Genomic DNA, 12,715 nt, shown 5'->3' with positions numbered 1-12,715 from the left:
GCTATCGTAAAACTCCTACTTTCTTCCCGAATCCCGCAGTTTTGCAAATATGTACCTAGACACTATTTTTTAAATAAAAGCTTTTTAAGCTGAACGGATGATTACTTTCATTACGGCTTGAATGCAACCTACTTCTGGAGAGCCACATTCCAGGTACCTCTCTTTTTCCGCGGGCGGCTGCCTAAGTCTCGACGCATAGGATGTCGCTAATACAGACGTTGCCACATACGAAAGCGTTCTTTAATTAGTGAACGAGCAAACACTTACGCTGTATAAAAAAGTAAGTAAGTCAGTTGTTCCTTTTGAGAGGGGTATTAGGAGATCGGAAAAACATCTATATGTGTCTGAAACCATAATGGATAGTTGGTTTTACTAACTACGCGAGGGAATAGTTCGCTATTTTAGGCTGTGAAAGTTGAAAGTAGTCAGCTATACATGAGCGTGGTGTATTTTCTAGAGCGATGAAATTTATGCTACATAATGGGTGAAACAGGAGGAGTAGAAGCATGGTCTTTCCTGGCCTATTACGGAATACGCCAGGAATGAGCCTCGCTTTTGTTTTAGGATCTTCTGGTTGACTGACGCAAGATGAAGACAATGAGGCCGAGGAATAAGACAGGTAGGATAATACTTAATAACATGAAATCACTTCCTTTCAGATACTTTCAATCGACTATGAAAACTAGTCTACCCGTCTGGAGGTAATTTCTAACATAGATGGTAAATTGTTTACTACAAATTTTGGGTTACGTTCCATCATATCAAAAACCCAATACAATTGCAAGGCGGATTTTTAATGAGCTTTTTGCGGTGTACCATTTTTTCGCGAAAGCTAGGTAGATAAAAAATGGTACCTTTCCAGATATACGGAAAAGTACCATCAGAATATTAAAGCATCACTTTACAAATATCATTCGTGAAAGCAACCGGATCTTCAATTGGAAGACCTTCGATTAGTAATGCTTGGTTATATAATAGATTCGTGTAAAGTTTCAAATGCTCGTCGCCTTGCTCTTTCGCTTGCTCTAAAGCATTCATAATTTCGTGATCCACATTAATCTCCAATACTTTATCTGCTTTAATTTGCTGATCATCGGGCATGGAATTAATGATTTTTTCCATTTCAATTGAAATATCACCATCTGCTGTAAGCACAACCGGATGAGATTTCAAACGTTTTGAAGCACGGACAGCTGTAACCTTATCCCCTAATAGCTCTTTCATTTTCGTAAACAGCTCTTCGTGTTCCTTCTCTGTTTCTTTCTCTTCTTCCTTCTCTTTCTCATCTTGTTCAATGCCAAGATCGCCACTTGAGACGTTTCTAAATTCCTTCTCTTTATAGCTCATGAGCATGCGGATTGCGAACTCATCAATTTCGTCTGTGAAATATAGAATTTCATAACCTTTATCTTTTACAAGTTCAGTCTGCGGAAGCTTGTCCACGCGGTCAACGCTATCGCCTTGTGCATAGTAAATATATTTCTGCTCTTCTGGCATGCGCTCAACGTATTCATCCAAAGTAACTAATTTCTTTTCTTTCGATGAGTAGAATAATAGCAAATCTTGCAGCACTTCTTTATGCTGGCCGAAATCGCTGTAAACACCGAATTTCAATTGCTGGCCAAAGGATTGGTAGAAGCGTTCATAAGCTTCCCGGTCATTATTCAGCACTTGTTTCAGTTGCTGCTTGATTCGTTTATTAATGTTTTTGGCAATTGTTCTTAACTGGCGATCATGCTGAAGCATTTCCCGCGAAATATTTAAAGAAAGATCCTCGGAATCTACTAATCCTTTCACAAAACCGAAATAGTCCGGCAGCAGCTCTGGACTTTTCTCCATAATAAGTACGCCGTTCGAATAAAGCTCCAATCCTTTTTCATATTCCTTCGTATAGTAGTTATATGGTGCGCTCTCCGGGATATAAAGAATCGCATCATAACGGACCGTACCATCAACGGAAAGATGGATATGTTTTAACGGTTTATCGAAACCATAATGCTTCTCCCGATAGAAGTTTTCATAATCCTCGTCGGTAAGCTCACTCTTATTCTTCTTCCAGATTGGGATCATTGTATTCAAGGTTTCTTCCGTAATGACGTCTTCATATTCGTCTTCCGTGCCTTCTTTCAGCTTACTTTCCGTCACGTCCATTTTTATTGGATAACGGATAAAGTCGGAGTATTTCTTCACGATTTGTTTGAGTCGGTATTCTTCTAGGAATTCATCGTAATTCTCTTCTTCCTCATTTTCTTTGATTTTGAGGATAATTTTAGTGCCTACTTCGGCTTTTTCTGCCGGTTCAATCGTGTACCCTTCAGGCCCAGTTGATTCCCATTTATAAGCTTCTTCACTATCAACAGAGCGACTGATGACGGTTACTTTTTCCGCAACCATGAAGGCCGCATAGAAGCCGACACCGAATTGCCCAATGATGTCATGGCCGTCTTTAATTTCATTCTCTTCCTTAAATTGATGGGAGCCGCTTTTTGCGATGATACCGAGGTTGCTCTCCATCTCTTCTTTTGTCATCCCGATTCCTGTGTCGGTTATGGTTAATGTTCGTGTATCTTTGTTCGGGTCAAGTTTGATAAAATAACTGTCTTTATCAAACGTGAGATTGTCATCTGTAAGTGCCCGGTAGTATAGTTTGTCGATTGCATCGCTCGCATTGGAAATCAATTCTCTTAGGAAAACTTCACGCTGCGAATAGATGGAGTTAATCACCATATCTAGTAGTTTCTTTGATTCCGCTTGAAATTCTCTTCTTTCCATCGTCTCTCTCCTCTTTCGTTAAAAAGTAAGAAGCAATATATACTAATCCATCTATTTTAATACCATATCCTTTCTATGAAGTCAATCAACTTGGGTCTCTGCAAGCTTCCTGAATTCACGGTATACTAGGGGTACAAGTAAGGAGGAATGACATGCTTAAGAATTGGTTGGAGCAGTCTGATTATACGGTCGTATTTACCGGAGCGGGGATGTCGACAGAAAGTGGCCTCCCGGATTTTCGGTCAGCAAATAAGGGGTTATGGACGAAGAAAGACCCCGCGCAGCTTGCAAGTACCGATGCACTCAACAATAATGTGGAAGAGTTTATTGCATTTTACCGGGAGCGTGTACTCGGAGTGAAGGAATATGGACCACATAAAGGACATTCGATCCTTGCCAATTGGGAGCGTTCCGGCAAAGTGAAGTCGATTATTACACAAAATGTCGATGGATTCCATCAACTTGCAGGCAGTAAGCAAGTCGCAGAGCTTCATGGTACCTTGCAGAAGTTGCATTGTGAATCATGCGGGCGCCAGTACGGTAGTGAGAAGTATGTGAAAGAGGCATTTTACTGTGAGGAATGTAATGGTGTGTTACGGCCTTCGATTGTTTTATTCGGGGAAAGTCTACCAGTCGATGACTTTGAATTTGCACTACAGGAAACAGAAAAAGCAGATTTGTTCATTGTGCTTGGCTCTTCCCTCACCGTTACGCCGGCGAACCAGTTTCCAATGCTTGCGAAAGAAAATGGTGCGAGATTGGTCATTGTTAATGCAGAAGATACCCCGCTTGATCGGTCCGCCGATTTGATTATTCAAGATAAGAAAATTGGTGAGCTTTTGCAAGAACTGGATGAGAATCTATAAGAAAAAATAAAACAGACGTGGTAGCTCCCTCTCCTTATGAGGGTAGATACCACGTCTTTCATTTCTATTTTCCGGTTTTTCTCGCCCTCTTCTACTAGCTAGACACCTTTAAATGCTTTTCTATAAACATCGGCCAGTTCTGTGACGAGAGGTAACTTCGGATTTGCTGTTGTACATTGATCTTCAAAAGCTTTATCAGCTAAATGATCCACTTTTGCTTCAAATTCTTTCTGGGTGACCCCATTTTCTTCAATACTCATCGGGATATCCAATTCTTTTGCCAGTTTAATAATGGCTTGTACCAGATTTTCCACCCCTTCTTCGGTGGTAGCAGCTTGTAAGCCAATCGCTTTGGCAATCTCCGCATAACGCTTATCTGCAATGAAATGTTCATATTTAGGGAATGAGACAAATTTCGTCGGCTTCGTTGCATTATATCGAATGACATGAGGTAACAAAATAGTATTAGCACGGCCATGAGCAATGTTAAATTCACCGCCCAGTTTATGTGCCAAACTATGGTTTATCCCTAAGAACGCATTGGTAAATGCCATTCCCGCAATGGTCGAGGCATTATGCACCTTTTCACGGGCCTTCTCATTTGATCCATCATGATAGGCTTGCGGTAAATATTCAAAGATAAGCTGAATAGCCTTGATTGCCAACCCATCTGTAAAGTCATTAGCCATATTGGATACATAAGCTTCAATCGCATGGGTTAAGACGTCCATTCCGGTGTCAGCTGTAACTGTTTTCGGTACACTCATTACAAATTGCGGGTCAATGATTGCTACATCCGGTGTCAGCTCATAGTCAGCCAGCGGATACTTTATATTATTCTCTTTATCTGTGATGACTGAAAAAGATGTGACTTCGGCTCCAGTCCCAGAGGTTGTTGGAATCCCGACAAATTGCGCCCGTTTTCCGAGTTGCGGGTATTTATAAGCACGTTTACGGATATCCATGAATTTCTGTTTCAAACCGTTAAAGTCTGTTTCAGGATATTCATAGAATAGCCACATCGATTTAGCGGCGTCCATGGGTGAACCACCACCAAGAGCAATAATGACATCCGGCTCAAATTCTCTCATCTCCGCCGCACCCCGCATGACGGTTTCTTTAGAAGGATCAGGCTCAACGTCTGAAATAATTCTACAATGGACATAATCTGGACGTTTTCTTAAGTAATATAAGACCTTATCAACGTATCCCAATTTGACCATCATCGGATCCGTTACAATGATAGCCCTTGAGATATTCGGCATCTTCTCAAGATATTGAACGGCATTTTTTTCAAAATATATTTTTGGTGGAACTTTAAACCATTGCATATTAACACTTCTTTTCGCCAATTTTTTGACGTTATATAAATGAACAGAGCTCACATTGCTAGACACAGAATTTCCGCCGTATGAACCGCACCCAAGGGTCAGTGACGGGGTATACGCATTATATATATCGCCAATTGCCCCTTGAGATGATGGCTGATTAACAATCAAGCGTCCAGCTTTCATCCGCTGACTGAATTCATCGATGACCTTCTGATCTTCAGAATGGATCACAGCAGAGTGACCAAGTCCACCAAATTCAAGCATTTCCTCACACCGTCTGAGTCCCATTTCTGTATTGTTTGCTTTATAACAGGCAAGCACGGGACTGAGCTTTTCCCGTGACAGTGGATAATCGGGACCCACTCCGGTTAATTCAGCGACCAATATCTTTGTGTTTTCCGGAACAGTGACTCCTGCCATTTTCGCAATAGTAGCTGCACTCATTCCAACTATCGCCGGATTAACAGAAGCCGTATTTTCATCAATGACCAGTTTTTCGACTTTTACCTTTTCTGTGGCATTTAAAAAGTAACAGTTCTGAGCAATCATCTCTTGTTTCACTTTTTCATAGATTGGCTCATCGATAATTACAGCTTGTTCGGAAGCACAAATCATGCCATTATCAAAAGTTTTAGATAAAATGAGATCATTGACTGCTCGTTTGATATACGCTGTTTTTTCTATATAACAAGGGACGTTACCTGGTCCGACACCTAGGGCTGGTTTTCCGGAACTGTAAGCGGATTTCACCATACCAGATCCACCTGTGGCTAAAATGAGCGCGATGCCCTCATGTTTCATGAGTGCTTGCGTTTTTTCCACAGCCGGTTGGTCAATCCACTGAATGCAGTGTTCAGGTGCACCGGCTTTCACAGCAGCTTCATATAGGACTTGGGCTGCCTTAGCACTTGATTTTTGTGCCCCAGGGTGAAAAGCAAAGATAATCGGATTACCCGTTTTAATAGAGATAATGGATTTAAACATTGTCGTAGAAGTCGGATTCGTGATAGGAGTAATTCCAGCAATGACTCCAATAGGTTCCGCAATTTCAACGATACCTTCCATTTCATTTTCATTCATGACCCCTATTGTCCGTTCATATTTAATGTTGTGGTAAATATATTCCGTCGAAAACATGTTTTTAATAATTTTGTCCTCGTAAACACCGCGTTTTGTTTCTTCTATAGCTAACTTGGCCAATTCCATATGTTTGTCCAAGCCCGCTAAAGCCATTTCTTTAATAATGTTGTTAATTTGGGCTTGATCCAGCATTTTCATTTCCTTTAATGCCTTATTCCCATTAACGACCAGGGTATCAATGCTCTCACCCGCTGATTTAACTTGTTTCTTTTCAAGTGTTTTTGTAGTCATGGTAAATCCTCCTCATCTTATATTGTGAAACATTGAGCATGTTGTTTTAAAAAAATATAGCCTATTGCTATCCAACTAAATATCATGTGAGGCTGAGAAAATAATGTCTGTTAATTAACCGTTAAACTCACCTCGCTTCTTTGTGAACCGTTGATCATATTATTGCGTAATAAGATTTCTATCTCTTTCAAATTGATCATACCACCTGTAAACGCTTCCTGTTTCGGCAGATTATGACAAATCGGTGAAGTTATTCTATACTATATTCAATGCACATATTTTTTTAACAAAACTCTCTTTTTTCACTGTATACTCATTTATACCTTCCTGTTTATGCCTTACAAAGGATTTCTTTATATGGCTCTAGCCTTGTTTCCTTTACAATATCTTTTTTAACTCTGAGAAACTCTTCTGTCCATTCGTGATTATGAGGTACCAGTCTAACTTCATTTCTTTTTAAACCTAATCTCATTAAGATATTCTCCCTTCTCCTAATCCATAAATAGAAACTCCCGCGGGATTCTTCGGTGCTGAATTCCAAGTTACTCACATCTTCCATGGTTTTCGCCGATAATCTCAGGCTCAACTTCTCTTTATCCTCAACAAGGGGTGTAATTGACAAGGCGGCAGGATTCACTTTATCCCGGTGTAACCGTCCGTAAAACTCCCACCTCAAAGCTTTAGGTCATTCAAGAAAGTTTCAACAGCTAGCAACTAACGGCTTGCTGGGCGCGCGAATATATAAAAAGAGGTGGGGACAGCTTATATCCTCACCTCTTTTAATCTTTATGCCATCCACTTAGGTGGTGTATTTTTATCCCAGTAAATTTCACCGAGGTTGTGATGCTCTCTGAAGTCATCGTTTTGAAGATGATAGTGGAAGTTGAAATAGTAACCTTCTAATGGTCGATTGTCACGACGGACGTGGAACTGGACGACATCTTCTTCCGTACGATAATCGGTTACGTGAAAGATTCGCTCACCGTAGCCCTTTGCTGGTTGTTCCGTAATTCCATAATAACGAACCGCCTCATCCCCTGCTTCAGCAGCTAACTCTTCCAGTACAGACTCCATTTTCGGCAAAATTACCGCAGAAAACTCATCCTCCACTTGTTCAGCAATACGCGGACCAAATTTCAGCATGCTTTGAATTTTCGCCTGTTCTTGTAACTCCCGTAAATAATCCGGTTCTGTTTCGACTTCAAGCATTGTTTCATAGCTTTCGAACGTCGCTTCACTTGCCCGGACTTCAGTCGCTTGATCGAATTCTGCTTTTGAGGAGAAAGTATCTTTATTATCTTCTGCTTCAATTTCCAATAACGAAGTCGGCGTGTACATTCCGAGTGTTGCAATCGCAATCAATGCAACGAGCGCTTTTTTCATCCACAACTTCATGGCCATCACTTCCCAATCATTTCCTTACTATAAGTTTAACATGTTATGGGCAGATGTCTATTGGGAAAATGGTTTATTTCGTTAACTTTCTATTAATTTTCTGGGACAAAGGCGTAAGCGTCCGTTTAGCAACATACAAACTGGAGCACTCCGGAATGAGATAAAGGAAACACAACGAACGCAGTGAGTTGATGTTGACTTATCGATTGGAGGAGTGTGAAGTTTGATAGTTGCTGGGCGCTGGAGCCGGACGTGGCTAGCCCTGGATACCTAAGTTATCACAGCATTTTTATTTTATAGTTTCCTATTCTGGGACAAATGCTCTGACCCTCTGTCCCTACACATTCTCACTTTTTGGGCATAGGATATTGGAGCGAAATGTAAGAGGGGGAGTTTTTGTGATTATTCACGTTGTGGAGCCGGGGGATAATTTGTATGGGTTACATGAACGATATGGGGTAAGTATGACGGAGTTATTGCGGGTGAACGATTTGCCGGATCCGGAACGGCTTGTTGTTGGTCTGGCGTTACTTATTCCGATTAAGGGAACGTGGCATACGGTAAAGGCTGGAGAAAGCTTGTGGAGTATTGCTGCTAATTTTGGATTGGCTTTAAATCAAGTATTACAGGCAAACCCCGGGGTCAATCCCGAGGCGCTCATGCCAGGACAAAGAATATTTATTCCGCTTGCACGTCACAATGTAGCGCCTGGCGAGACACTTGCAAGCATTGCGAATCAGTACGGAGTATCGGTCTATGCACTCGCTCAGGAGAACGCCCTTACGATAACCGAGCCTATCTTTACTGGGCAAACGCTCTTTATTCCACGGGGGAAACCAATTATTGATGTCAATGCATATTCCTACCAGCAAGATGCAGCAGGTGCCCAGTCAATCCGTGAAGTTGGGGAACTGCTGACATTTGCGAGCCCGTTTGCCTATCAGGTTCAAGCGGACGGAAGCTTGGAGCCTTTTCCAGATGAACAGATGATTGCCGCAAGTTATGAAGAGAATGTTTTGCCAATGATGTCGATCTTAAATTTCACTTCAGAAGAAACCGGTTCATCGCTCACCCATACGATTCTGACGAGTAACCAGCTAATGGATACGTTATTGACAAACATCCTCAATGTAATGAACGAAAAAGGCTATCGAGGGTTAAATATTGATTTTGAAAATGTATTACCCGAAGATCGGGAGCGTTTCAATAACTTTATACAATTGGCCGTCAACCGCCTCCATCCTGAAGGGTATTTCGTTTCGACTGCGGTAGCCCCGAAAACAAGCGCTGACCAACCTGGATTATTGTATGAAGCCCATGATTATGCAGCCCATGGAAGAATTGCCGATTTCGTTATCTTAATGACATATGAATGGGGATACCGGCTCGGTCCGCCTCAAGCGATTTCACCACTAAACCAGATGCGGCGGGTTGTAGAATATGCCCTAACCGAAATGCCCGCAGAGAAAATATTCCTTGGTTTCCAGATTTACGCGCGGGACTGGAAGTTGCCTCATGTTCAAGGTCAAGCCGCCCAAACATTCAGCCCTCAAAGGGCAGTGGAACTCGCTACCAAGTATAATGCAGAAATTCATTTTGATAGAGTTGCCGCTTCTCCGTTCTTTCGCTACACGGATGAAGAAGGTGTAGATCATGAAGTATGGTTTGAAGATGCGAGAAGTGCTCAAGCCAAGTTTGATTTGGCAAAAGAGTTCAATCTTGGCGGGATCAGTTATTGGGCACTCGGCTACCCTTTCCCACAAAACTGGGAATTGCTGCGGGATAACTTTACGGTGAGGAAGAGAATCTGAAAGCGCAAAGGCGGATTCGCGGGCGCCTGGGACTGCGATTACTCGTCCTACCAAAAGATCTTCTAGTTACTCGTCGTATTGCAAGCTTTCTGGGTGGAGAAACTCTCCTCGCAAAGCTGCAAGAAGATTACCCTTAGGAGCTTACTCAAGAAGGAATTAAATTAGGCAATGCTTGAGCGCAGAGCGGACGTGGCTAGCCCAGGATACCTAAGTTATCACAGCATTTTAATTTATAGTTTCTTATCCAACGAGGAAAGGACAGCTTGATGGGCTGTCCTTAGTCATTTCCGTTATAATTTTCCGTTCGGTTGATGAATTCTTCGGCAGCACTGTAGCCTTGTTGTTTTAGATACCAGCTGTTTGCTGCTGCTTCAATTAAGCCTGCAACATCTCTTCCCGGCTGGAGCTGGATTTTAATATGAGGAATTTCAACTCCCATATAATTCGTATATTCTGTCTTTAATTCAAGATCATTGTTCAGCTCATTAGCTCCCCATTTGGTAAGCTCAATATCAAGGGCAATCCTCGTTTCTTCCTGGAACGCTTTCCTTCCGTAAACACGGACGATATTTAACAGTCCTACACTTCTTAGAGCAAGGAATTCTTTATTCATCTCATTATGTGTTCCAAGAATCGTCCGGTGACTGAGTTTTCTCAGCACGACAATATCATCAGCAACAAGACGATGCCCGCGCCCAATGAGCGTATAAGCGGTTTCACTTTTTCCGATTCCCGATTCACCGCGCAGAAGAATTCCAATACCGAACACATTCAGGCAAACGCCCGGTACAGCAATCTCCTCCGCAAGTGCTCTACCTAAATAAGCGTCCAATTTAGAAATGAACTCATACGTAGAATCATTCGTCCGAAGCAATGGAATTCGCTCCTGGTTGCAGTACTGTTCAAGATAGGTCAATTCTTCCTGCCCCCGCGTCACAATAAAGCAAGGAGGATGATAATTGACAATGTTGCCGATTCTTTGTTTCCTTTCTTCCACACTAAGCGATTTCAAGTAATTTATTTCCGTTAGTCCGAGAACTTGCACGCGTTCCGTTGGGAAAAAATCAAAATAACCGATAAACTCGAGGCCAGGCCGGTGCGATTTATTCTTCGATACCTTTCTGTCGAGACTATCTTCTCCTGCGAGAATTTCCAAGGATAATTCTTTCGCAATTCGTTCTACACTAATCGTTTTCACTTTTCCACCTAATTTCTCTTTTTCATGTGAGTATCCGTTTCAGCGATAATGGTATCTATTATACAATATATTACCACATATATTAAGGAAACATGGAAATTTAACAAAAATAATAAAAGCCAGATCGGAAGTCCGAAAATCTGGCTTTAAACTCATTGGGTCAAATCTATCTTTTTACTTGTATAGTACATAATGAATCCGCCAATTGTCATGGAGAGTAACTCACCAATAGCAACCGTAAGATAAGACCACCAAAATGGCAGATCGAATATTAAATAAAGTTGCACAGCGACACTAAACATCGATAACGTAGCGATAAAAGCTGTGACAATAAATTTAGCTTTTACATTTTTTATATTCTTGGTCACTGCCCTAGCGACAAGCAAAACTGCAAGGGTCGCGAGTCCGCCAATTGGCACATCGATAAACCACATCGGTGACATGAAGTTTGCAATTACAACTCCCAAGAAAACTGCAACGACATATCGTTTGTGAAATAATGCCAAGTAATTGAACATTTCGGATAAGCGGAGCTGGATTGGCCCAAAGCTAATGACAGATAAAATGAGGGTGACCGCCATATATAATGCGGCAACTAAGGAAATTTTCACTATACTCCTTGTAGAAGTCAGTGACTCTTCGTGTGCTATAGAACTATTCATTTGATAAACTCCTTTGTAAAATAGCAAATTGCTATTTTAGTAATAATTATGGCCAAAGGATCGGACAAGTGCCCTACAAAGTGCCATAATACAAGCAAAAAAGCTTGCCAGATGAGTATAACAAAAAACCCTTCTTTTGCATAGAAGGATTTTTGTGGAAAATAGTTATGATACGCTATTTAACAGTCCAACCGCCATCGACTGGAATGACAGCACCATGAATATAACCTGCCGCGCTGCTAGCAAGATATAAAGTAAGGTTCGCAACCTCTTCTGGTTCAGCCCAGCGCCCAGCCGGCGTCTCTTCTGCTACCCAGCTTGCCATCTCGCCTCCATTTACGAAGTCCTTAGCATTCATTGGAGTCCGGATCGCCCCAGGCGCGATCGCGTTTACCCGGATTCCTTTTCTGCTGAAATCATAGGCAAGTTGCTTCGTATAGCCAACAATTGCATGCTTTGAAGCTGTATACGCTGCTCCTCCGCCTCCCGCGACAAGCCCGGCAATCGATGCAGTATTCACAATAACCCCTTGTTCCCATTTCAACATATGGGGAAGGATATAATTCGTAACGTGGTAGATTCCTTTTACGTTTGTATTAAATACGTCATCCCATAATTCCTCTGTCGTATCGAGCGTCGTTTTGTAATCATCGAGGATGCCTGCTGTATTCACCAGAATATCAATTCGGACATATTCCCTTAACGCTTGATGGACAGCTTCTGCGACTTCTGACTTTTCCGCGACATTCGCACACCAGAACGCAAATGTCTCCGGATATGCCTGTTTTAATACCTGCAGGCCGGTTTCATTCTGATCCACCCCAAAAACAGAAGCGCCTTGCTTTAAGAAGGCTTCTGCCTGTGCATATCCAATACCCGAAGCTGCACCTGTAATAAAAACTGTCTTCCCGTCATACTCTGAAAAATTCAAGCATCATCATCCTTTTAACATTTTTTATATTAAAAAAGAGCCCATTAAAAAAGGCTCGTCTTTATTTGACTACTTCCCAATCTTCCGCAAGCAGGTCACAAACAGTCGGAGTGAACATTGTATACCCTTCACCCTCGACATTTATTAATAAATATGGATTCAGTTTTTCACCATCGATTGTACTTTCACCAACAAGTTTGACATATAATTCAGCACCCGGCCAATCGGAACGGATTATCTTTTCACCTGCACGAAGACGTGGCAAAACCTCTTCAAATTTCATTGCGAAACCACCCTTTCTTTATATATAAAAGTATAGAGGATACATGAATTGATTTCAAATTTACCGGGACACGGGGTCAGAGCATTTGTCCCACT

At 41.8% G+C, this 12,715-nt stretch carries 10 protein-coding genes; 2 read left to right on the top strand and 8 right to left on the bottom strand.

Annotated elements, in window-relative coordinates; all coding sequences use genetic code 11:
• Positions 1-888 precede the first annotated feature (888 nt).
• Positions 889-2,772, bottom strand: coding sequence for a molecular chaperone HtpG (gene htpG / locus WKU33_RS00680; protein ID WP_340452749.1), 1,884 nt, complete (start codon positions 2,770-2,772; stop codon positions 889-891).
• A gap of 152 nt (positions 2,773-2,924) precedes the next feature.
• On the opposite strand from htpG, the gene WKU33_RS00675 reads away from it, so the two are divergent.
• The gene (locus tag WKU33_RS00675; protein WP_156856209.1) at positions 2,925-3,638 is read left to right on the top strand and encodes an NAD-dependent protein deacylase; all 714 of its coding nucleotides are present in this window, start codon (positions 2,925-2,927) and stop codon (positions 3,636-3,638) included.
• Between the two features lie 98 nt (positions 3,639-3,736).
• Here the strand turns inward: WKU33_RS00675 and adhE are convergent, their stop codons facing one another.
• From adhE to WKU33_RS00660, 3 genes are all read right to left on the bottom strand, one after another.
• Positions 3,737-6,340, bottom strand: a complete 2,604-nt coding sequence (gene adhE, locus WKU33_RS00670) for a bifunctional acetaldehyde-CoA/alcohol dehydrogenase (RefSeq protein WP_188855880.1) — start codon at positions 6,338-6,340, stop codon at positions 3,737-3,739.
• Between the two features lie 331 nt (positions 6,341-6,671).
• The gene (locus WKU33_RS00665) at positions 6,672-7,016 is read right to left on the bottom strand and encodes a hypothetical protein (protein ID WP_188855881.1); all 345 of its coding nucleotides are present in this window, start codon (positions 7,014-7,016) and stop codon (positions 6,672-6,674) included.
• A gap of 110 nt (positions 7,017-7,126) precedes the next feature.
• Positions 7,127-7,735: a YpjP family protein gene (locus WKU33_RS00660; protein ID WP_188855882.1), complete on the bottom strand. Its 609-nt coding sequence runs from the start codon at positions 7,733-7,735 to the stop codon at positions 7,127-7,129.
• Positions 7,736-8,133: 398 nt separating this feature from the next.
• Here WKU33_RS00660 and WKU33_RS00655 point away from each other — a divergent pair, with 398 nt between their 5' ends.
• The gene (locus WKU33_RS00655; RefSeq protein ID WP_336251778.1) at positions 8,134-9,546 is read left to right on the top strand and encodes a LysM peptidoglycan-binding domain-containing protein; all 1,413 of its coding nucleotides are present in this window, start codon (positions 8,134-8,136) and stop codon (positions 9,544-9,546) included.
• A gap of 277 nt (positions 9,547-9,823) precedes the next feature.
• Here WKU33_RS00655 and hprK read toward each other — a convergent pair whose 3' ends face one another.
• The 4 genes from hprK to WKU33_RS00635 form a co-directional block, all read right to left on the bottom strand.
• Positions 9,824-10,744: an HPr(Ser) kinase/phosphatase gene (gene hprK, locus WKU33_RS00650; protein ID WP_156856204.1), complete on the bottom strand. Its 921-nt coding sequence runs from the start codon at positions 10,742-10,744 to the stop codon at positions 9,824-9,826.
• Between the two features lie 152 nt (positions 10,745-10,896).
• Entirely contained in the window at positions 10,897-11,406 is a 510-nt protein-coding gene (locus WKU33_RS00645; protein WP_156856203.1) for a QueT transporter family protein, read from the bottom strand.
• 175 nt (positions 11,407-11,581) lie between these two features.
• Positions 11,582-12,337: a 3-oxoacyl-ACP reductase gene (locus WKU33_RS00640; protein ID WP_188855883.1), complete on the bottom strand. Its 756-nt coding sequence runs from the start codon at positions 12,335-12,337 to the stop codon at positions 11,582-11,584.
• Positions 12,338-12,398: 61 nt separating this feature from the next.
• Positions 12,399-12,620, bottom strand: coding sequence for a DUF2829 domain-containing protein (locus tag WKU33_RS00635; RefSeq protein WP_188855884.1), 222 nt, complete (start codon positions 12,618-12,620; stop codon positions 12,399-12,401).
• Positions 12,621-12,715: the final 95 nt, after the last annotated feature.

Origin of the sequence: Oceanobacillus sp. HCA-5259 (assembly GCF_037892815.1) — a bacterium.
GTDB classification, from domain to species: Bacteria; Bacillota; Bacilli; order Bacillales; family Amphibacillaceae; genus Oceanobacillus; species Oceanobacillus indicireducens.
Note: the sequence above shows the minus strand (reverse complement) of the source record. Positions and strands in the feature narration are given on the sequence as shown.

Bases quoted from the DNA above. Each gene is read 5' to 3' on its own strand.
- adhE (WP_188855880.1), bottom strand. From the start codon at position 6,340: ATGACTACAAAAACACTTGAAAAGAAACAAGTTAAATCAGCGGGTGAG.
- WKU33_RS00645 (WP_156856203.1), bottom strand. From the start codon at position 11,406: ATGAATAGTTCTATAGCACACGAAGAGTCACTGACTTCTACAAGGAGT.
- WKU33_RS00675 (WP_156856209.1), top strand. From the start codon at position 2,925: ATGCTTAAGAATTGGTTGGAGCAGTCTGATTATACGGTCGTATTTACC.
- htpG (WP_340452749.1), bottom strand. From the start codon at position 2,772: ATGGAAAGAAGAGAATTTCAAGCGGAATCAAAGAAACTACTAGATATG.
- WKU33_RS00635 (WP_188855884.1), bottom strand. From the start codon at position 12,620: ATGAAATTTGAAGAGGTTTTGCCACGTCTTCGTGCAGGTGAAAAGATA.
- WKU33_RS00660 (WP_188855882.1), bottom strand. From the start codon at position 7,735: ATGAAGTTGTGGATGAAAAAAGCGCTCGTTGCATTGATTGCGATTGCA.